This is a genomic window from Dysosmobacter sp. Phy, from assembly GCF_054476235.1.
In genome coordinates this window covers 1,775,382-1,795,382 of the sequence record NZ_CM136997.1, presented here as the reverse complement: position 1 = coordinate 1,795,382, position 20,001 = coordinate 1,775,382, and the positions used below count along the sequence as shown (strand labels likewise).

General features: G+C 65.8%; 22 protein-coding genes. 10 read left to right on the top strand and 12 right to left on the bottom strand.

All coding sequences use genetic code 11. The features are described 5' to 3' along the window. Position 1: 1 nt before the first annotated feature. The 5 genes from argB to ACVDHE_RS08700 form a co-directional block, all read right to left on the bottom strand. The gene (argB, locus tag ACVDHE_RS08720; RefSeq protein ID WP_213037690.1) at positions 2-862 is read right to left on the bottom strand and encodes an acetylglutamate kinase; all 861 of its coding nucleotides are present in this window, start codon (positions 860-862) and stop codon (positions 2-4) included. 313 nt (positions 863-1,175) lie between these two features. Beyond that, a complete protein-coding gene (argJ, locus tag ACVDHE_RS08715) occupies positions 1,176-2,402 on the bottom strand; it encodes a bifunctional glutamate N-acetyltransferase/amino-acid acetyltransferase ArgJ (RefSeq protein ID WP_458884337.1) in 1,227 nt (408 codons plus the stop codon). 61 nt (positions 2,403-2,463) lie between these two features. After that, positions 2,464-2,613 (bottom strand): hypothetical protein, encoded by a 150-nt coding sequence (locus ACVDHE_RS08710; protein WP_458884336.1) that lies wholly within the window; start codon positions 2,611-2,613, stop codon positions 2,464-2,466. 5 nt (positions 2,614-2,618) lie between these two features. After that, positions 2,619-3,560 carry an N-acetyl-gamma-glutamyl-phosphate reductase gene (argC, locus tag ACVDHE_RS08705; protein WP_458884335.1) on the bottom strand — a complete coding sequence of 314 codons (942 nt, stop codon included), beginning with the start codon at positions 3,558-3,560 and terminating at the stop codon, positions 2,619-2,621. A 298-nt stretch (positions 3,561-3,858) separates the two neighbouring features. Continuing rightward, entirely contained in the window at positions 3,859-5,082 is a 1,224-nt protein-coding gene (locus ACVDHE_RS08700) for an argininosuccinate synthase (RefSeq protein ID WP_213037688.1), read from the bottom strand. A 327-nt stretch (positions 5,083-5,409) separates the two neighbouring features. On the opposite strand from ACVDHE_RS08700, the gene ACVDHE_RS08695 reads away from it, so the two are divergent. Further along, positions 5,410-5,619, top strand: a complete 210-nt coding sequence (locus ACVDHE_RS08695) for a hypothetical protein (RefSeq protein WP_213037687.1) — start codon at positions 5,410-5,412, stop codon at positions 5,617-5,619. Between the two features lie 54 nt (positions 5,620-5,673). Here ACVDHE_RS08695 and ACVDHE_RS08690 read toward each other — a convergent pair whose 3' ends face one another. The 6 genes from ACVDHE_RS08690 to spoIID form a co-directional block, all read right to left on the bottom strand. Continuing rightward, positions 5,674-7,032, bottom strand: coding sequence for a class II fumarate hydratase (locus tag ACVDHE_RS08690; RefSeq protein WP_458884334.1), 1,359 nt, complete (start codon positions 7,030-7,032; stop codon positions 5,674-5,676). A gap of 128 nt (positions 7,033-7,160) precedes the next feature. Continuing rightward, positions 7,161-8,435, bottom strand: a complete 1,275-nt coding sequence (locus ACVDHE_RS08685) for a S1C family serine protease (RefSeq protein ID WP_458884333.1) — start codon at positions 8,433-8,435, stop codon at positions 7,161-7,163. A 7-nt stretch (positions 8,436-8,442) separates the two neighbouring features. Further along, on the bottom strand, positions 8,443-9,870 hold the full coding sequence (locus ACVDHE_RS08680) for a sensor histidine kinase (RefSeq protein WP_213037684.1): 1,428 nt from the start codon (positions 9,868-9,870) through the stop codon (positions 8,443-8,445). After that, a complete protein-coding gene (locus ACVDHE_RS08675; protein ID WP_325226748.1) occupies positions 9,867-10,577 on the bottom strand; it encodes a response regulator transcription factor in 711 nt (236 codons plus the stop codon). Before ACVDHE_RS08675 ends, ACVDHE_RS08680 begins: the two co-directional genes overlap by 4 nt. 85 nt (positions 10,578-10,662) lie before the next feature. After that, complete coding sequence (locus ACVDHE_RS08670; protein WP_458884332.1) at positions 10,663-11,796, bottom strand: hypothetical protein; 1,134 nt, start codon at positions 11,794-11,796, stop codon at positions 10,663-10,665. Between the two features lie 82 nt (positions 11,797-11,878). Beyond that, on the bottom strand, positions 11,879-12,904 hold the full coding sequence (gene spoIID, locus ACVDHE_RS08665; protein ID WP_418725587.1) for a stage II sporulation protein D: 1,026 nt from the start codon (positions 12,902-12,904) through the stop codon (positions 11,879-11,881). Positions 12,905-13,048: 144 nt separating this feature from the next. Here spoIID and ACVDHE_RS08660 point away from each other — a divergent pair, with 144 nt between their 5' ends. Beyond that, positions 13,049-13,870 carry a hypothetical protein gene (locus ACVDHE_RS08660; RefSeq protein ID WP_458884331.1) on the top strand — a complete coding sequence of 274 codons (822 nt, stop codon included), beginning with the start codon at positions 13,049-13,051 and terminating at the stop codon, positions 13,868-13,870. Between the two features lie 258 nt (positions 13,871-14,128). Here ACVDHE_RS08660 and ACVDHE_RS08655 read toward each other — a convergent pair whose 3' ends face one another. Beyond that, positions 14,129-14,608: a nucleoside deaminase gene (locus ACVDHE_RS08655; protein ID WP_325284767.1), complete on the bottom strand. Its 480-nt coding sequence runs from the start codon at positions 14,606-14,608 to the stop codon at positions 14,129-14,131. 77 nt (positions 14,609-14,685) lie between these two features. Here ACVDHE_RS08655 and ACVDHE_RS08650 point away from each other — a divergent pair, with 77 nt between their 5' ends. The 8 genes from ACVDHE_RS08650 (at position 14,686) to ACVDHE_RS08615 (ending at position 19,915) form a co-directional block, all read left to right on the top strand. After that, a complete protein-coding gene (locus ACVDHE_RS08650) occupies positions 14,686-14,949 on the top strand; it encodes a DUF2508 family protein (protein WP_213037678.1) in 264 nt (87 codons plus the stop codon). Beyond that, entirely contained in the window at positions 14,940-15,203 is a 264-nt protein-coding gene (locus ACVDHE_RS08645) for a pro-sigmaK processing inhibitor BofA family protein (RefSeq protein ID WP_325284768.1), read from the top strand. The genes ACVDHE_RS08650 and ACVDHE_RS08645 overlap by 10 nt, the downstream gene beginning before the upstream one ends. A gap of 250 nt (positions 15,204-15,453) precedes the next feature. Next, a complete protein-coding gene (rplM, locus tag ACVDHE_RS08640; RefSeq protein WP_213037676.1) occupies positions 15,454-15,885 on the top strand; it encodes a 50S ribosomal protein L13 in 432 nt (143 codons plus the stop codon). Positions 15,886-15,899: 14 nt separating this feature from the next. Further along, positions 15,900-16,304 (top strand): 30S ribosomal protein S9, encoded by a 405-nt coding sequence (rpsI, locus tag ACVDHE_RS08635; RefSeq protein WP_213037675.1) that lies wholly within the window; start codon positions 15,900-15,902, stop codon positions 16,302-16,304. Positions 16,305-17,022: 718 nt separating this feature from the next. After that, the gene (gene moaA, locus ACVDHE_RS08630) at positions 17,023-17,967 is read left to right on the top strand and encodes a GTP 3',8-cyclase MoaA (protein ID WP_458884330.1); all 945 of its coding nucleotides are present in this window, start codon (positions 17,023-17,025) and stop codon (positions 17,965-17,967) included. Between the two features lie 3 nt (positions 17,968-17,970). Next, positions 17,971-18,450, top strand: coding sequence for a cyclic pyranopterin monophosphate synthase MoaC (gene moaC / locus ACVDHE_RS08625; RefSeq protein ID WP_213037655.1), 480 nt, complete (start codon positions 17,971-17,973; stop codon positions 18,448-18,450). Between the two features lie 5 nt (positions 18,451-18,455). Then, positions 18,456-18,899, top strand: a complete 444-nt coding sequence (locus ACVDHE_RS08620; RefSeq protein WP_458884329.1) for an MOSC domain-containing protein — start codon at positions 18,456-18,458, stop codon at positions 18,897-18,899. Beyond that, a complete protein-coding gene (locus ACVDHE_RS08615; protein WP_458884328.1) occupies positions 18,896-19,915 on the top strand; it encodes a molybdopterin-binding protein in 1,020 nt (339 codons plus the stop codon). The genes ACVDHE_RS08620 and ACVDHE_RS08615 overlap by 4 nt, the downstream gene beginning before the upstream one ends. Positions 19,916-20,001 lie beyond the last annotated feature (86 nt).

Here is a 20,001-nt window from a genome sequence, read left to right as displayed (position 1 = left end):
TTCAGTCCTCCTTTTTCAGCATGGTGCCGATGCCCTGGTCGGACAGCAGCTCGATCAAAATGGAGTGAGGGATACGGCCGTCCAGGATGTGGACCCGCTCCACGCCGCCGGCGATGGCATCCACGCAGCAGTCCATCTTGGGGATCATGCCGCCGGAGATGACGCCCTGGGCCACCAGCTCCGGCACCTCGTAGGTGTGGACCACGTGGATGAGGGTGTCCTCGTCGTGGGGATCCCGGAGAAGGCCGCGGACATCGGTCAGCAAAATGAGCTTTTCCGCGCCCATGGCGGCGGCCAGCTTGGCGGCGGCGGTGTCGGCGTTGATGTTGTAGGCGGTGTCGGCATCCATGCCCTGGGCCACGGTGGACACCACCGGGATGTATCCGTTTGTCAGGGCGTTTTCCACCGGGTCTGCGTTGACGCCGGTGATGCGGCCCACCAGGCCGTACTTCTCATCCAGCCGCTCCGCCTGGAACAGCTGGCCGTCCATGCCGCAAAGGCCGATGGCCCGGCCGCCCAGCCGGTTGAGCTGAGCCACCAGGTTCTTGTTGACCTTGCCGCACAGCACCGACTGGACGATGTCCATGGTGGTCTCGTCGGTATAGCGCAGTCCGTCCACAAAGCGGCTCTGGTGGCCGATCTTCTTCAGCATATCGCTGATCTCCGGCCCGCCGCCGTGGACCACCACCACCCGGATGCCCACCAGGCTCAGCAGGATGATGTCGCTCATGACGGCCTGGCGCAGCTTGTCGGAGACCATGGCGTTGCCGCCGTATTTGACCACGATGGTCTTGCCGGTGAATTTCTGGATATAGGGCAGGGCTTCCACCAGGGTCCGCGCCTGCTGTGCGTGAGAGGACATGGGATCAACTCATTTCTATTCAGGTTTGCCCGCAGGGGGCGAATGGGTCCCGCCGTTTCACGGCGGGGAGTGCAGTTCCCGGGAACCTCCCGGTACCCGCCCGGGCCTCCGGGCAAAGGGCGACCCGTGAGGACATCTGACAGAGCGAGAACGGGCGGATACAGGATCCGCCCCTACGGGTGCGCTGACAAAAGGCCGGGTTCTTGCAGGCCCCTCATCCGTCCGGCCTCCGGCCAGCCGCCTTCCCCCCAGGGGTTTGGGAGGGGCGGCAGATCCCGCCCCCGCAGCGCTCAGGGCGACGGCTTTTGGGCCATCAGGTCCGGTAATCGCCGTTGATCTTCACATACTCATAGGTCAGGTCGCAGCCCCAGCAGGTGCAGCTGGCCGCGCCCTCCCCCATGGTGATGGCGATGGTGACGTCGTGCTCCGTCAGGACCTTCTTGGCTTTGGCCTCGTCGAAGTCCAGGCCCCGGCCCTTGGCGCACACCTGGACAGAGCCCGCATCGCTGACAAAGGAGATGTCCACCTTGTCCGGGTCGAAGTCCTCTCCGGAGTAGCCCATGGCGCACAGGACCCGGCCCCAGTTGGCGTCGGCGCCGAAAATGGCGGCCTTGGTCAGGGCGGAGCCGATGACGGACTTGGAAATGGTCTCCGCGGACTGCTCGCTGGCGGCGCCGGTGACGGTGCAGGTGATCAGATGCGTGGCGCCCTCGCCGTCGGAGGCCATCTTCCGGGCCATCTCCATGCAAAGGGCCTGGAGAGCGGCCAGGAACGCCTCGTAGTCAGGGCCCTTCTCGGTGATGACCGGGTTGCCCGCCAGGCCGTTGGCCAGGACGCAGCAGGTGTCGTTGGTGGAGGTGTCCCCGTCCACGCTGATGCGGTTGAAGCTGACGTTCACCGTCTCCAGCAGGGCGGTGCGGATCATCTCCGGAGAGATGGCGCAGTCGGTGGTCAGGAAGCACAGCATGGTGCCCATGTTGGGATGGATCATGCCGGAGCCCTTGGCGATGCCGCCCATCCGGACGGTTTTGCCGCCCACGGTGGTCTCCACCGCCGCCTCCTTCTTCACCGTGTCGGTGGTCATGATGGCGTGGGCCGCGGCGTCGGACCCGGCGGCGCTGGCCTCCACGGCGGCGTACAGGTCCGGCATACCGGCCTCCATCACCGCCACGTTCAATGTCTGGCCGATGACGCCGGTGGCGGCGCAGACCACGTCCTCCGCCGGGCAGCCCACGGCCTTGGCGGCGGCGGCGCAGACCCGCTCCGCGTTCTCCTCCCCGTGGGGGGCGCAGGCGTTGGCGTTGCCGCTGTTGATGACGGCCGCCCGGGCCTTGCCGTCAGCCAGGTGGGCCTTGTCCACGTGGATGTGGGCGGCCTTCACGGCGTTCTTGGTATACACGGCGGCGCAGGCGCAGTCCACGTCGGATACGATCATGGCCATGTCCTTCTTCCACTCCGCGTGGGTCTTGACGCCCACGTGGATGCCGCCGGCCTTAAAGCCCTGGGCGGCGCAGACGCCGCCTTCGATAAAGTTCAGCATAGAGATCCCCCTTTTCGGATCAGAGATAAAAAGTGGTTCCGCCCGGCGCGGACTACCGGAGTTACACCAGGCCCGTGGTCTCGTCCAGACCCAGCAGGATGTTCCTGTTCTGGACAGCGGCGCCGCCTTTGCCATGCCGCCCGGTTGTCCCCGCAGGGGACGAGGGCGGCGGCATCAGATCGCCCGTCAGGGCGCGTCGGGCGCGGACCATCCGCTTTACAGCAGGCCGGTAGTCTCAGGAAGGCCCAAAAGAATGTTCATGTTCTGGACAGCGGCGCCGGACGCGCCTTTGCCCAGGTTGTCGAACAGGGCCGTGACCGTGAAGGCCTCATCGCTGCCCGCCACCACGATCCGGAGGTCGTTCCGCCCGGCCATGGCACCCGCGTACAGCTTGGCCGCGGGCGATTCCGCCGGGTCCGGGTCCACGTGGACCATGGCCTGCCCCGCGTAGTAGTCGGCGTAGGCCCGCCACAGGGCGTGGAGACTGGGCACCGCCCGCAGCTGGCTGCGGTGCAGGGCCACGGTGGTGGCCATGCCCTTGTAGTAGTCGTCCACGATGGGCACGAACACCGGGGCTTTGGCAAGACCGCAGATCTTCTGCATCTCCGGCAGGTGCTTGTGGCCCTGGCCCAGACCGTAGGGACAGGGGGCGGAGAGGGCCGCGTCCCGGTCCTCCGCCTCGTACTGGGCGATCATCTTCTTGCCGCCGCCGGAGTAGCCGGTCAGGGAGAAGCAGCTCAGGTCCGCGTCTTTGGGCAGCAATCCCAGTTCCACCAGGGGCGCCGTCACGCTGATGAAGCCCGTGGCGTGGCAGCCAGGGTTTGCCACCCGCTTGGACGCCGCGATGGCCTGGCGCTGGCCGGGCTTCAGCTCCGGAAAGCCGTAGACCCAGCCGGGGGCGGTGCGGTGGGCGGTGGAGGCGTCGATGATGCGGGTGTCCGGGCTCTCCACCAGGCCCACGGCCTCCACGGCCGCTGCGTCCGGCAGGCAGAGAAAGACGATGTCGGCGGCGTTGAGCAGTTTCTTCCGCTCATCCGTGTCCTTGCGCTTGTCCTCGTCGATCAGCAGCAAGTCGATGTCGTCCCGGGCCGCGAGCCGGTCGTAAATCTGGAGGCCGGTGGTGCCCTCCTTGCCGTCGATATAGACCTTCGGTTTCAATGGGGTCATCTCCCTTGACGTGGTATGGGGCCATTCATCGCAGACGCGGGGCGAAGAAACTCTCCGTCCCGCGGTCTGTCCTGTATATTCCCCCTCCGCGGAGGGGGGCCAGGGGGAACCCTTGGGTTCCCCCGGTTGATTTGCCGGAGGCAAATCAAGAATTTTCAATCATTTTCGCCGCGGCGTGTACGTGGCGAAAATTCCCCGACCCGTGCGCCCCCGGGGCGCACACACCAGTGACGCGGCGTCACTGGTGGTGGGGTGGTCAGGAGGGGAGCCTGCTCCCCTCCTGGGTATCTCAGAGCTTCCCCTGATCCCGCAGCGCCAGGATGGTGTCGGGCAGGCCCCAGAGGTTGATGAACCCGCCGGCGTCGGCCTGGTTGTAGTCGCTCTCCTGGAAGGTGACGATGTTCTCGGAGTACAGCGTCTCGGGAGAGGTCACGCCGGAGGTGATGATGTTGCCCTTATAGAGCTTCAGCTTCACCTGGCCGGTGACGTGCTTCTGGGTGTCCATGACGAAGGCGGTCAGGGCCTCCCGCAGGGGGGTGTACCACTTGCCGTTGTAGACCAGGTCGGCGAAGTCCACGGACAGCTTCTTCTTCATGTGGGCGGTGTCCTTGTCGATGGTGATCATCTCCAGGACCTCGTGGGCCCGGTACAGGATGGTGCCGCCCGGGGTCTCGTAGACGCCGCGGTCCTTCATGCCGGTCATCCGGTTCTCCACGATGTCCAGCAGGCCGATGCCGTTGGCGCCGCCGATCTCATTGAGCTTGGCGATCATGGTGCTGGCCTTCATCTTCTCGCCGTTGAGGGCCACGGGCCAGCCCTTCTCAAAGTCGATGGTCACATAGGTGGGCGCGTCGGGCGCCATGGCGGGGCTGACGCCCATCTCCAGGAAGCCCGGCTTGTCGTACAGAGGCTCGCTGGCGGGGTCCTCCAGGTCCAGGCCCTCGTGGCTCAGGTGCCAGAGGTTCTTGTCCTTGGAGTAGCTGGTCTCCCGGCTGACCTTCAGAGGCACGTTGTGGGCCTCGGCGTAGTCGATCTCCTCGTTCCGGCTCTTGATGTCCCACTCACGCCAGGGGGCGATGATGGTCATTTCGGGGGCGAAGCGCTTGATGGCCAGCTCGAAGCGGATCTGGTCGTTGCCCTTGCCGGTGCAGCCGTGGGCGATGGCGTCGGCGCCCTCCTTCTTGGCGATCTCCACCAGGCCCTTGGCGATCACGGGCCGGGCGAAGGCGGTGCCCAGCAGGTAGTCCTCGTACTTGGCGCCCATCATCATGGAGGGGATGATGATCTCGTCCACCATCTCGTCCACCAGGTCCATGACGTACAGCTTGGAAGCGCCGGTCTTGATGGCTTTTTCCTCCAGGCCGTCCAGCTCGTCGTTCTGGCCCACGTTGCCGGCCACGGCGATGATCTCGGGGTTGCCGTAGTTCTCCTTCAGCCAGGGGATGATAATGGAAGTGTCCAGACCGCCGGAATACGCCAGCACGATCTTCTTGATCTCTTTCTTGTTAGCCATGGTATGTACCTCCAACAGCGTTTGTTTGATGATGGTTGAATTATACGCCTTCCGTGAATATTTATTCAAGTAGTAACTTGCACAACAATTCCGTTTTCTCTTGGTTGCTTTTGCATATTTTGACAAGAGAGGGCCTGTATTCCAGGGCCTGCCGGCCTTTGACGCCCCGGCCAGGGGCCGCCCGGGGCGGTGAAATGGATATCGTGCTGTATATATTCACCCCTTCATCCGCACGCTGTCACCGGCACAGGAGGGGCGGCATAGAATGGTCCGCGGGGCGCGGGCCCCGCCGGACGGTGCTGCGCGGCGCCAAGGAAAGGCGGGTCTATGAACTGCTGCTTTGACCTTTTGACGCTGGCCCTGGGGGCGGTGGCCCTGGCGATCCTGGTGTCCGTACTGCTCTGGGCCTCCTCGGTCCTGGCGCCGCTGGCGGTGGGACTGGGGATCTGCCTGACCGCAGCCCTGGCTCTGCTGGCGCCGCTGCTGCTGGCGGCGGCGCTGGTATGCCTGTGGCGGCGGTACCGGGACCGCCGCTGAGAAAGCCGAAGGCGCCCCGGCGTACCTGTGTACGCCGGGGCGCCGGGATTTTATTCAGACCATCTTCTCCGGGCGGACGGTCTCGTCGAACTCCTCCGCCGTGAGGAGCCCCAGGGCCAGCACCGCCTCTTTGAGGGTGGTGCCGTCGGAGAGGGCCTTCTTGGCGCACTTGGCCGCCGCCTCATAGCCGATCTTCGGCGTCAGGCAGGTGACCAGCATGAGGGAGTTCTGGAGGTTGTACGCCATCCGCTCCGCGTTGGGGGTGATGCCCTCCACGCAGTGGACCCGGAAGGAGTCCATTACATCCGTCAGCAGCCGGGCGGAGAGCTGGAAGTTATAGGCCGAGACCGGCAGGAACACATTGAGCTGGAAGTTGCCCTGGCTGGCGGCAAAGCCGATGGCGGCGTCGCCCGCCATGACCTGGACGGCCACCATGGTGACGGCCTCGCACTGGGTGGGGTTCACCTTGCCGGGCATGATGGAACTGCCGGGCTCGTTTTCCGGGATGTGGAGCTCGCCCATGCCGCAGCGGGGGCCGCTGGCCTCGAATCGGATGTCGTTGGCGATCTTCATGAGGTTGGCGGCCAGGGCCTTCAGGGCCCCGTGGGCAAAGACCAGGGCGTCCTTGCTGGTGAGGGCGTGGAACTTGTTGGCGTCCGGCTGGAAGTCCAGGCCGGTCATCTCCCGGAGCCGGGCGCAGACCATCTCGTCGTACCCCTTGGGGGCGTTGAGGCCGGTGCCCACAGCGGTGCCGCCGATGGCCAGTCTGCACAGCTCCGTCAGGGCCAGGCGCAGCATCCGCACCGGGGCCTCAACCAGTTCCCGCCAGCCGGAGACCTCCTGGGCAAAGCGCAGGGGCGTGGCGTCCTGGAGGTGGGTGCGGCCGATGCGGATGAGGTCGGGATACGCCTCCTCCAGCTGCCGGAAGGCCGCCGCCAGCCGCTCCGCCGCCGGGATCACGTCGTTTGCCACGCTCAGGGCCGCGGCGATGTGAAGGGCGGAGGGGAAGGTGTCGTTGCTGGACTGGGAGGCGTTGACGTGGTCGTTGGGGTGCAGGGCCACGCCCCGCTCCGCCGTCAGGTGAGAGATGACCTCATTGACGTTCATATTGGTCTGGGTGCCGCTGCCGGTCTGCCAGACCACCAGGGGGAACTCCTCGTCCCACTTCCCCGCCCGGATCTCGGCGCAGGCGGCGGCGATGGCGGCGGCCTGCTCCGCCGTCAGCTTGCCGCACGCGGCGTTGGCCAGGGCGCAGGCCTCCTTCAAATAGGCGAAGGCGGTGATGATCTCCCTGGGCTGGCGCTGGCCGCCGATCCTGAAATTCTCCAGGCTCCGCTGGGTCTGGGCGCCCCAGTGCCGGTCCGCCGGCACGGCGATGGAGCCCATGGTGTCGTGTTCCATCCGGGTGTTCATGGCAAAGTCCCCCAATTCCTTTTGATCTGGGGCTATTATATCGGCCCCCGGCGGGAATTGCAAGGGCCGGACGGCAAAGGCCCCCGGCGGAGCAGTTCCGCCGGGGGCCTTATGATGCGCGGTCAGTGTCAGGAGCCGCTGTCCCCGGCGCCCTGCAGCACCAGCGTGACCTCCAGCTGCTCTCCCTCCCGCCAGAGGGTCAGGGGCAGCTCGTCCCCCACATGGAACCGGCGCCGGATACGCAGCAGATCCTGGCTGGAGGTGACCTCGGCGCCGGCGGCGGAGACGATGAAATCTCCCACCCGGACGCCGGCCTTTTCAGCGGCGGAGCGGGGATTCACCTCCACCACCTCCACGCCCCAGAGGTCCTCGTCCAGCCGGACGCCCAGCTGCAGCACGGACACGCCCAGCTCCGGCTCCGGCCGCACCTGGCCGCACTCCAGCAGGTCGTTGACCAGATACTGGATGGAGGAGCTGGGCAGGGCGAAGCCCAGGCCCTCGACATTGGAGTAGGCGGAGCTCATCTTGATGGTGTTGATGCCCACCACCTGGCCGTAGACGTTGATGAGCGGACCGCCGGAGTTTCCGGAGTTCAGCGCGGCATTGGTCTGGATCAGGGTCATCTTCCGGCCCTCCACCCACACGTCCCGGTTGATGGCGGAGACGATGCCGTCGGTGAGGGTGCCTCGCAGCTCCACGCCCAGAGGGTTGCCGATGGCGTAGACCTTGTCGCCCACGGTCAGGGCGTCCGAGTCGCCGAATGCGGCGGCGGGCAGGCCCGTCAGGTCCACCTTCAGCACCGCCAGGTCATTTTCCGCGTCCCCGGCCACGTATTTGGCCTCGTAGCTGCGGCCGCTGTCCAGCGTGACGGAGGCGTCCCGGCCGCCGGAGACCACATGGTAGTTGGTGAGGATGTAGCCGTCCTGGGTGAAGATGACGCCGGTGCCCACGGACACCCCGTCCTCCAGCTGGGCCAGCACCGTCACCACAGAGGGGTTCACCAGCCGGTAGATCTCCTGGGCGGTCAGCTCCGTACCGCCGGCGGGGGCCACCTCCAGGGTCACGCCCTGCCCGTAGGGATAGGTGGGAATGGTGACGGCCTCCGTGTCGGCGGAAGATTCCTGCTCCTCATAATCAAAGTAGAACCGGTCCCGCCGGACCTCTCCGGCGGTGTTCCAGGCCCAGGTCCCCACGGCCAGGGCCAGCGTCACGCCCAGGCACAGGAGAAACACCCACAGCCCCGTGCGGCCGCGGCGGCGGGAGGGGCGGGCGGGCGCGCTTCTCCGCCCGGGCAGGGGGCGGACGTAGCGCTCCACCACCTCCCGGGGGTCCGGCTGGATATAGCGTTCGACCACCTCGCCGGGAAGGCGCTGCTCCGGGGAGGCGTGCGTGTTGTCGTTCATGCGTTCCTCATTCCATGGCCAGGGAGAAGGAGAAGGTGGTCACGCCGTTCTCGCTGGTCACATTGATCTTTTCCTTGTGCTGCTCCAAAATGGTCTTGACGATGTAGAGCCCCAGGCCCACGCCGTCCTTATCCTCGCTGCGGGACTTGTCGCTCTTGTGGAACCGCTCGAACAGCAGCGGCAGTTCCTCCGGGGAGATGGTCTCCCCCAGGTTCCGCACCGTCACCCGGGCCTTGCCGTCGATGGTGGTCACGCCCAGGTACAGCGTGGTGCCGGGGGTGGCGAACTTGGCGGCGTTGTCCAGCAGGTTGTAGATCACCTGGGTGATGAGGTCCTTGTCCCCCAGCACCAAAATGGGCTCGTCGGGGATGTCGGCCTCCACGTCCAGCTCCCGCTCGGTGATCTTCTTCTCCAGGGAGATCAGCACCCGGCGCATGCTCTCGCACACGTCGAAGCGGCTGCCGCCCCGGAGGGGGTCCATGGCCTGGAGCTGGCTCACGTCCAGCATCCGCCGCACCAGGCGGCTCAGGCGCCGGCTCTCGTCGGAGATGATCTGGAGGTACTGCCGCTCGTTCTCCGGGGGGATGGTGCCGTCCAGGATGCCGTCGGTGTAGCCGGCGATGGTGGTCATGGGGGTCTTGAGCTCGTGGGAGATGTTGGCGATGAACTCCCGCCGCTGGCGCTCGGTCTGCTGCAGCGTCTCGGCCATGTTGTTGAAGGAGGCCGCCAGCTCGCCCACCTCGTCGTCCCGGCCGTAATCCCGCATGCGCACGTCGAAGTCGCCCTCGGCGTAGCGGCGGGTGGCCTGTGCCATCTCCCGGATGGGCTGCACCTGCCGCATGGCGGTGACGGAGGAGGCCATGAAGGAGATCATCAGCACGACGAAGGCCGTCATGAAGAACAGCCCGATGAAGCCCTGCCACATGGAGTCCAAAGACGCGCTGGTGGACACGGCAAAGGCGATGCCGGCGGGCTCGCCGGTGTCGCCGGTATAGATGGGCACGCCCACGATGAACCGCTTGGCCTCATAAAAGCCGTCCAGGTCGCTGCGGCCGGCGGAGATGTGCTCCTCCAGCACCTCCCGGGTCATCTCATCCGGCACGGTGACCACCAGACCCTCCATGGCCGGATCGGTGGAAAGGCCCACGTGGCCCTCGGTGTCGCAGATCAGGAAGTCCACCTCCGACACCGTGGCGGCAAAGGTGGCCAGCTGGCGCAGGTCGTCCTCCTGGCCGGTGCGCAGGTATCCGGCCGCGATCTTGGCCACCATCTCGGCCTTTTCCCCCAGCTCCTCGCTCTTCTGGCTGCGGGCGTAATTGTAGCTCAGGGAGAAGAAGGACGCGCCCAGCAGAAACAGCGTCAGCATCACCATGCCGGCGGTGACGAACAGCTGCCGCCAGTACAGCCCGCGGAACCGCTTTTTCAGTCCCTTCATCCGTCCGCCTTCTCCGCCGGCCGGGCGCCGGTCACTTCAAACTTGTACCCCACGCCCCAGACGGTCTTGAGGGCCCACCGGTCGCTGACGCCCTCTACCTTCTCCCGCAGGCGCTTGATATGCACGTCCACGGTCCGGCTGTCGCCGAAGTAGTCGAAGCCCCACACCTCGTCCAGCAGCTGATTGCGGGTGTAGACCCGGTTGGGCGTGGAGGCCAGGTGGTAAAGGAGCTCCAGCTCCTTGGGGGGCGTGTCGATCTTCTTGCCGTCCACGATCAGCTCGTAGGAGTCCAGGTCGATGACCAGCTTGTCGAAGGTCAGCCGCTTGGTGGTGTCGTTGGGGATCTCCGTCCGCCGCAGCACGGCGTTGATCCGGGCGATCAGCTCCTTCATCTCGAAGGGCTTGACGATGTAGTCGTCGGCGCCCATCTCCAGGCCCTGGATCCGGTCGAACACCTCGCTCTTGGCGGTCAGCATGATGATGGGGACCTTGCTGGTCTCCCGGATCTTGGCGCAGACGGCCCAGCCGTCCATCACCGGCAGCATGATGTCCAGCAGGATCAGGTCCGGCGCCTGCTTCTTGAACTCCTCAATGGCCTTTCCCCCGTCGCCGGCGATGCGGACGTCGAAGCCCTCCTTCACCAGATACATGTGGATCAGGTCGCAGATGTTGCGGTCGTCCTCTACCACCAGAATGTTACGGCCCATGGCGATCCCTCCAGTTTCTTACAGTTCTGTCTCTCATTATACCCGTTTTGGCCGGGCGGTGTTGAATATTCTGTGAATTCCCCGCTCAGGTGGTCTCCGTCAGGGCCAGGCAGCGGTCTCCGGACTGGCGCAGGCCGGTAAGGAAGGCCCGCAGCCCGGCGGCGGCGGCGCCGTCGCCCAGCCATACGCTGACACTCCCGCTCCGCTCGCCTACCCGGCGCGCCAGCACCTCGGCGGCAGAGCTGTTGGACAGCGGATAGATGGAGCGGTCCAGATCCTCCCACAGACACACGTAGCCCATCTGCTCCACCTCGGCGGCGGTCTGGTCGGAGACGTTCTCCAGCCGGGCCAGGCGGGTCCTGCCGCAGGTGGCGGCCTCCAGGGCGGCGTTGCCCGCCGCCAGCTGCTCGGCCACGGTGGAGCCCGCCGCCGCGTCCGCCAGGATGCCCACGGCCTGTCCCGTGGCGGTCATCCGCCGCAGGAGAGCTCCCTCCCGCTCCAGAAAGTCCACGGTGCAGTAAAAGGCCGCCTGGCTGCCGTACTGGTCCAGCGCGTCCAGCAGGGCAGACACCGCGGAGCCGTCCGCCGCCTCCAGGCACAAATACACCCGCTGGCCGGAGGTGGTCTGGGCGGCGCCGCCGGTGCTCTCCTCCCCGGAAGAGGCGTCCCCCTGGCCCTGCTCCTTCAGATACTGGCTGTACCGGCTCTCCATCTGGTAGCTGGCGGCGTCGGCAAAGATCCGCTCCGACATATCCGCGCTGTGGGTCCGCACCCACACCAGATACCCCCGGGACACCTCGATGACGGTGTAGACCAGGTCGAACACCCGGGCCACCAGGGAGATGGGCAGGAACGTGACGCCGCCCCGCTGGATGGCCTTCTGGAAGTACATGTTGCCGTTTTTGTCCACGGCGAAGTCCTTGCTCAGGTCAAAGCTGAGGGTCTGGAACTCCGTGCCGCCTCCGTAGAGCAGCAGCGTGGTGCCGCCGCCGGAGCTGGTGACGGTCACACCCACCTGCAGGTCCCGGTTGGCGCCGGTAAAAATGCTGGAGGGCACATACAGGTAGCCGCCGGACCAGAAGGGCATGGTGGCGTCCGACAGTTTCAGGACGTTTTTGTTGACGGCGGTGAAATACACCGACCCGGCGGCGCCCGCCGGCACCGCCAGCTGCAGCATCAGCGCCGCGCAGAATAGCGCCGCCAGCAGTTTTCGTCTCATGGGCCCCGCCTCCTCTCCGCCGGCTCCACCGGCAGCTTTAAACAAGTTATTTTAGCATATCCGGCCGTTCCTTGTAAAGCCTTCACCCCTCCCCGGGGACATAGGGCTCCACGGTGACGCCGGTGTAGTAGTGGGTCAGGATCTCCCGGTAGTCCGCCCCCTCCGCCGCCATCTGGTTGGCGCCGTACTGGCTCATGCCCACGCCGTGGCCGAAGCCGGTGACGTAGAACACCAGCGTCTGCTTCTGGATCTCCCACTCGAAGCAGGCGGACCGCAGGCCCAGGATGCTGCGCACGGTGCTGCCCTTGACGGCCACGCCCCCCACCTCCACGGTCTCCACGCTGCCGGCAGTGTCGGTGACGGCGTTTTGGAGCCAGGTGTCCATGGGGCCTGACAGGTCTGCCTCCGGCAGGGCGGAGAGGACCTTCTCCCGGAACTGCTCCGCCGTGAACTCCGCCCGGCTGTAATAGTTGGGGATGGCGTCTCCCTGCTCCGGGGACGACACCGCCTGGAGGTAGGGCAGGTCGCTGACCCACACCTCCCCGGCGGCGCGGGTCTGCCCGGCGGAGGAGGAGTGGAACACTGCCAGGATCGGTACGCCGTCGTAGAGGATGGTCTCTCCGTCGGTGTCGTGGACCGCCGCCTCGATCTTGGCCTCGTTTTCATCGGCGTCCGCGCCCCAGTTCTCCCGGGCCCGGTCCTCGGCGATGTAGGCCTGGCAGCAGGTGGAGTCGGTGCAGATGTCGGCCTCCTCGCCGTGGTTGCCGCCGGTGCGGATCTTATACAAGGTATAGGTCCGGGCGGCCACCGCCTGGGCCTTTAGGGCCTCCGGCTCGAAGGAGGCGGGCATCTCCGCCCGGACCACCGCCACCAGATAGGTTCCCAGGTCCATCTCCTCCACCGTGTCCCCGTCCAGCACCCGCAGCGTGACGGAGGCGTCCAGCTCGCCGGGGACAAAGGGCTCCGCCTCGTGCTCGTCCACCGTGTCCCGGGCGGAAAAGAGGCTGTCCCGGAAGGGGACCACCACCGCCAGGGGCAGCAAAAACAACAGCGCCAGCAGCGCCGCGGACACCGCGGCGGTCTGGCGGAACTGAGATGTGCGCTTCATGTACTTCCTCCTCTTTCGTCTCCGGGCCTGTCCCTTTCCTCACTGTATGCGCCTGGCCGGGAGAACATGAGACCGGCATGGACAAATATTTCCCGCCGTGGTATACTGTCCTTTGAAATTCCAACAGACAAGGAGATCTCTCCTATGAGACGATATGCTGTGTTCCCCATCCTGGCCCTGGGCGGCGGCTGCGCCGCCTTTGCCCTGCGGCTGGCCCAGTGGCGCACCGGCTTCGAGCCGGACACCGGCCTGCCCGTCCCCGGCTGCCCCTTCGGCATCGCCGCGGCGGTGCTGGCAGCGGCGGTCTTTGCGGCGTGCCTGCTGCTGGTCCGGCGGCTGCCGGAGCAGGCGGAGGACGCCCCCCTCTTTCCCGCGGGCTTCTCCACCGCCGACGCCGGGCTGCTGACCCTGGCGGTGGCGGGCGTGTTTTTGATCGCTGCGGCGGGCCTGGCGGACCTGGCCGCCGGTATGGGGGTGCAGGGCCTGCCCGGTATGGCGCTGCTCTCCGCCGCGGACCGGCGGGAGCGGCTGCTGCTGGGGGCGCTGACGGCGGCAGCAGGCGTATTTCTGTTCCCCGCAGCGGCGGCCTGCCGCAGAGGCGGCCGCGAAAAGCCCAGAGCCTTTAACGGCGCGGTGCTGCTGGCGCCGGTGGTGTGTCTGGTGGTGCGGCTGGTGCTGGTGTACCGGCAGGACTCCACCAATCCGGTCCTGGCTGCCTTCTGGGTGGAGGTGCTGGCCCTGGTGCTGACGATCCTGGCCCTGTACCGGCTCTCCGCCTTCGCCTACGGCGCGGGCCGGACCCGGCGCTTCGTGCTCTATGCCGTGCCCGCCGTGACGCTGTGTCTGGCCTCCCTGGCCGACGGCGGCCTCAGCGCGGTCCTCTTCAACGGCGGCGCCGCCCTGACCCTGACGGGCTTTCTGCTCCAGCATCTGGCCGTCCTGGGCCGCTGCGGAGACGCTCAATAGACAATATACCACAAAAACCCCGCCGGAAACACCTGTTCCGGCGGGGTTCATGGTTCTTTTACAACTTTTCCAGAAACAGGAACAGGGCCGAGCGGCAAGCCTCCCCTCCGCCCGGCGGAAAACGAGAACAGGGCCAGCCTTCCGGCTGGCCCTGTTCCCTATTTGTTGGAAGATTGGATGAAAAGAAGTTTTGTCTCTTGCAAGTATTACGATACCCGAGAGTTGTTAACCAAACCAGCGGTAATTGTTACAAAAGTATTAAATCCCATCAGAGGCATCGGTTTTTTTCTCACGCAGCCCGGCGAAGAACTTCGCCAGCTCCGCCCGGCATTCCTCCCCCAGCACGCCGCCCACCAGGGCGGGGCGGTTGGGGAAATCCTCCATGAAGAGGTTCGTCACGCCGCCGCAGGCGCCGAAGGCCGGGTCCCGGGCACCGTACCACACCCGGGCGATCCGGGCGTTGAGGATGGCCCCGGCACACATGGGGCAGGGCTCCAACGTCACATACAGCTCGCAGTCCTCCAGCCGCCAGGTGCCAAGGGCCTCGTTGGCCCGGGCGATGGCCTCCATCTCCGCGTGGGAGGCGGTGGCGCGCTTCTCCTCCCGCCGGTTGCGGCCCCGGCCCACGATCTGCCCATTCCGCACGATGACGCAGCCCACCGGCACCTCCCCGGCGGCCGCGGCCTCCCGGGCCAGGGCCAGAGCCTCCTCCATGAAGCGCTCCTGCTCCGAGTGCATCTTGTCCCCTCCTGTCGTATGAAATCTGGCATATTTGTCCAAACTTCCCATACATAAACCATAGGAGGGACACTGCCATGAAAACCGTTCTCTTTTCCGGAAAGACCCGGCCGGACCCGGAGCTGCTGATCCTGAAAGAGGAGCTGCTGGCGGCCCAGGCGGACCTGGCCAACGCCTACCGCCAGTTCGACCAGGCCCTGGACCCGGAGCTGGTGGAGTCGTGCATCTATCAGATCAGCGCCGTGAAAGCCCGGTGCAACTATCTCATCCGCGCCATCAAGGAACGCAGCCCCACGGCGGAGGCCGCGGCGGGGCTGGAGGGGGAGGCCGCATGGACCTGAACCAGAAGATCATCGCCGCCATCCTGGCGGGGTTCTTTCTCATCGCCCTGATCCGCGTGTTCAGCGCCCCCCTGCGCCTGGCGCTGAAGCTGCTGGCCAACACGGCCCTGGGGTTCCTGGCCCTGTGGGCCGTGGGCCTGACCTCCGGCATCACCGGCATCGCCCTGGGGCTGAACCTTTGGAACGCCCTGGTCATCGGCATCCTGGGCCTGCCGGGCTTCGCCCTGCTGCTTCTGGTCCAATGGGTGCTCTAGCTACATACGCTTCCCCCATGCCGGGCGGTCCAGGGCCGTCCGGCGCTTCTTTTTTCGGAAAGGAAAAATCGAGTATCAGCATTTGCGAGATATCGCGAGAAAATCAAAGATATTACGAGCTTTCCGCGTGGTAAATCAAATTCCTGTTGACAAGCCCGTTTCCCGGTGATATAAATAGTGATGCTCCGATTTTAACCCGGAGCTCTTGATTTGTAAAGCGAATACAAATATATCATACGGAGGAAACACCATGTCCACTTTTATGGCAAACAAGGCCAACATCGAGCGTAAGTGGTACATCCTGGACGCCGCCGGCAAGCCCCTGGGCAAGACCGCCGTCCGGGCTGCCGACCTGCTGCGCGGCAAGCTGAAGCCCACCTACACTCCCCACGCCGACTGCGGCGACAACGTCATCATCATCAACGCCGGCAAGGCTGTCCTGACCGGCAAGAAGGGCGAGCAGAAGTTCTACCGCACCCACTCCGGCTGGGTGGGCGGCCTGAAGGAGACCCCCTACCGCATCCTGATGCAGGAGAAGCCCGAGCTGGCCCTGCGCGTGGCCGTCCGCGGCATGCTGCCCAAGAACACCGTGGGCAAGGATTCCCTGAAGCGCCTGCACATCTATGCCGACGCCAACTACGAGCAGCAGGCCCAGAAGCCCGTCGCCCTGGACGTGGAGTAAGGAGGATATCGAGAATGTATCAGTCTAAGAAGCCCTACCTGTACGGTACCGGCCGCCGGAAGTCCTCCGTGGCCCGCGTTCACCTGTTCCCCAACGGCACCGGCTCCATCACCATCAACGGCCGGGACATCGACGATTACTTCGGCCTGGACACCCTGAAGATGGTGGTCCGTCAGCCCCTGGAGGCCACCGGCAACACCGGCAAGATGGACATCGTGGCCACCGTCACCGGCGGCGGCGTCTCCGGCCAGGCCGGCGCCCTGCGCCACGGCATCGCCCGCGCCCTGCTGCTGGCCAGCGAGGACAACCGCCCCATCCTGAAGAAGGCCGGTTTCCTGACCCGCGATCCCCGCATGAAGGAGCGCAAGAAGTACGGCCTGAAGGCTGCCCGCCGCGCTCCCCAGTTCTCCAAGCGCTGAGTTTTTATCCAGTCTCTCAAAATGCCGCCCAGCCAGGCGGCATTTTTTCTTGCGCTCCTTCGGGGCCCCGCAGCGCGGGGCGGCGCACCGCGCCGTACAAGCGTTTTGGGCCCCGCCCAAAACCTTGGCGCAGGGGCAATTCACTTGCCCCGAGCATATTCCATCCACCGGGGGTCCCCGGGCGGCAGCGCCGCACGGGGCGCGCAAGAAGTGCGGCCTGAAGGCTGCCCGCCGCGCTCCCCAGTTCTCCAAGCGCTGAGTTTTTACCCAGTCTCTCAAAATGCCGCCCAACCGGGCGGCATTTTTTTTGCGCTCCTTCGGGGCCCCACAGCGCGGGGCGGCGCACCGCGCCGTACAAGCGTTTTGGGCCCCGCCCAAAACCTTGGCGCAGGGGCAATTCACTTGCCCCGAGCATATTCCATCCACCGGGGGTCCCCGGGCGGCAGCGCCGCACGGGGCGCGCAAGAAGTGCGGCCTGAAGGCTGCCCGCCGCGCGCCCCAGTTCTCCAAGCGCTGAGTTTTTACCAAGGCTCTCAAAATGCCGCCCAACCGGGCGGCATTTTTTTTGCGCTCCGGGCCTTCAAACGACCGGCCCCTGCGTGCCCGATCGCCTTTTCCCATTCCCCCGGCGGGTTCTTCCTTGACTTTTGCCCCGAAGGCCTTATAATGGGATATCATACCGTTTACCTAAGTTGAGTATCACGGAGGGGAGGACGCCATGACTGACGGCTGCGGACGGACCATCGACTACCTGCGCCTGTCCGTCACGGACCGGTGCAACTACCGCTGCCGGTACTGCATGCCGGAGGAGGGCGTGTGCAAACGGGAGCACCGGGAGATGCTGACCCTGGAGGAGCTGGCGGAGGTGGCGGCGGCCTGCGTGGTCTGCGGCGTGCGGAAGATCCGCCTGACCGGCGGCGAACCGCTGGTGCGGCGTGGCATCGTGGAATTGTGCCGCCAGCTGCGGGCCATCCCGGACCTCCGGGAGCTGTGCCTCACCACCAACGGCAGCCTGCTGCCAAAGCTGGCAAAGCCCCTGCGGGAGGCGGGGCTGGACCGGCTGAACATCAGCCTGGACACCCTGCGGCCGGAGCGATTTGCCCAAATGACCCGGCTGGGGCAGCTGTCCGACGTGCTGGAGGGCATCCGGGCGGCGGAGGACGCCGGATTCCGGGACCTGAAATTCGACACCGTCCTCATCGGCGGCTTCAACGACGACGAGATCGCCGATTTCGCCGCCCTGACCCGTGACCACCCCTGGGAGATGCGGTTCATCGAGCTGATGCCCATGGGCCCCTGCGCGGACTGGGACAGGGCTTGCTTTCTAAGCGCGGACACGGTGCTGGAGCGCCTGCCGGAGCTGGAGCAGATTGAGAGCAGCGGCGTGGCCCGGCGGTATCGGCTGCCGGGGGCGGCGGGTACCATCGGCCTGATCTCCCCGGTGAGCCACGACTTCTGCGCCGACTGCCGCCGCATCCGGGTGACGGCGGACGGTAAGCTGAAGGGCTGCCTTCACAGCCGGGAGGAGATCGACCTGAGGGGTCTCCACGGCTGGCAGCTGCAAAATGCTATCCGGCAGGGCATCACCCAGAAGCCCCAGCGTCACCATCTGACAGAGCGGAAGAGCGACACCCCCCGGAACATGAACCAAATCGGAGGCTGAACCATGGGAGAACTGACCCATTTCAACGAGCAGGGCCGGGCGAAGATGGTGGACGTGACGGACAAGGCCGTCACCCACCGCACCGCCGTGGCCGCCGGGGAGATCCACATGGCCCCGGAGACTCTGGAGAAGATCAAAGCCGGCACCATGAAAAAGGGCGACGTACTGGCGGTGGCCCAGGTGGCGGGCATCCAGGCGGCCAAGCACAACTGGGAGCTGATCCCCATGTGCCATCCCCTGCCTCTGACCGGCATCGACATCACCTTCGCCCTCTCCGACGAGCCCGCCATGGTGGAGATCCGGGCGGCGGTCACCTGCACCGGCGTCACCGGCGTGGAGATGGAGGCGCTGACCGCCGTGTCCGTGGCGGCGCTGACCATCTACGACATGTGCAAGGCCGTCCAGAAGGACATGCGCATCACCAACATCCGCCTGCTGGAAAAGTCCGGCGGCAAGAGCGGAGATTACAGAATAAAGGAGTGAGCCCCTTGGCCGCCGTCGTATCCGTCAACATCAGTGAGAAAAAAGGGACCGTCAAGCACCCGGTCCCGGAGATTCAATTCAAGCTGCGCCACGGCATCGTGGGCGATGCCCACGCGGGGGACTGGCACCGGCAGATCTCCCTCCTGGCGGAGGAGAGCGTGGACACCATGCGCGCCGCCTGCCCCATCCCCCTGGGCGAGGGTGTGTTCGCCGAGAACATCAACACCCGGGGCATCGACCTCAAGCACCTGCCTGTGGGCACCCGCCTGCGCATCGGCGAGACCGAGGTGGAGGTGACCCAGATCGGCAAGGAGTGCCACAGCGACTGCGCCATCAAAAAGGCCGTGGGCAAGTGCGTCATGCCCACGGAGGGCATCTTCGCGATCGTGGTGAAAGAGGGCACCGTCCGCCCCGGAGATGAAATCGAGATTCTGGAGGCGAAGGCATGAAGCTGATCAAAACCGAGGAGGCCGTGGGCCATGTGCTGTGCCACGACCTGACCCAGATCATCCGTGACCAGTACAAGGACGCCCGGTTCCGCAAGGGCCATGTGGTGACAGAGGAAGATATCCCGGTCCTGCTCTCCATGGGCAAGGAGCACCTGTACGTCTGGGAGATGACGCCGGGGATGCTCCACGAGAACGACGCCGCCGAGCGGCTGTACGCCCTGTGCGCAAACGGCCACATGGACCGCAGCGAGGTCAAGGAGGGCAAGATCGAGCTGAAGGCCGCCTGCGACGGTCTCTTCCGGGTGAACTCCGAAAGGCTGATCGCCGTCAATACCGTGGAGGACATCATGATCGCCACCCGGAAGGGCGGCACCGCCGTCCGCAAAGGCGACAAGCTGGCGGGGATGCGGGTCATCCCCCTCATCATCCCGGAGAAGAAATTGCAGGCGGCGGAACAGGCCGCCGGGGACGCCCCCCTGCTGGAGCTGCGGCCCTGGGTGCGGAAAACCGCCGCCATCGTGGCCACCGGCAGCGAGGTGAAAAAGGGCCTCATCCAGGACACCTTCACCCCGGTGGTGAAGGACAAGCTGGCCGCCTACGGCATTGAGACGATCTCTGTGGCCTACTCCGGCGACGGGGTGGAGAATGTGGCCAACGCCGTCACCGAGGCCCGGAAAACCGGCGCCGACGTGATCCTCTGCACCGGCGGCATGAGCGTGGACCCGGATGACAACACCCCCGGCGGGATCAAAGCCAGCGGGGCGCAGATCGTCACCTACGGCGCCCCGGTGCTGCCCGGCGCCATGTTTTTGCTTGGCTACTACGACGACGGCACTCCGGTGATGGGCCTTCCCGGCTGCGTCATGTACGCGGGCGCTACCATCTTCGACCTGGTGCTGCCCTTCGTGGCGGCGGACGTGCCGGTGACGCGGCAGCAGATCGTGGCCCTGGGCGAGGGCGGGCTGTGCCTGGGGTGCAAGCCCTGCCACTGGCCCGCGTGCCCCTTCGGAAAATAACGCACCCCGGATATGCGCCGATGAATCGGCGCATATCCTTCCCCGTTCGTTATACTCACTTGAATATCACGAAGGTTCCATCCCGC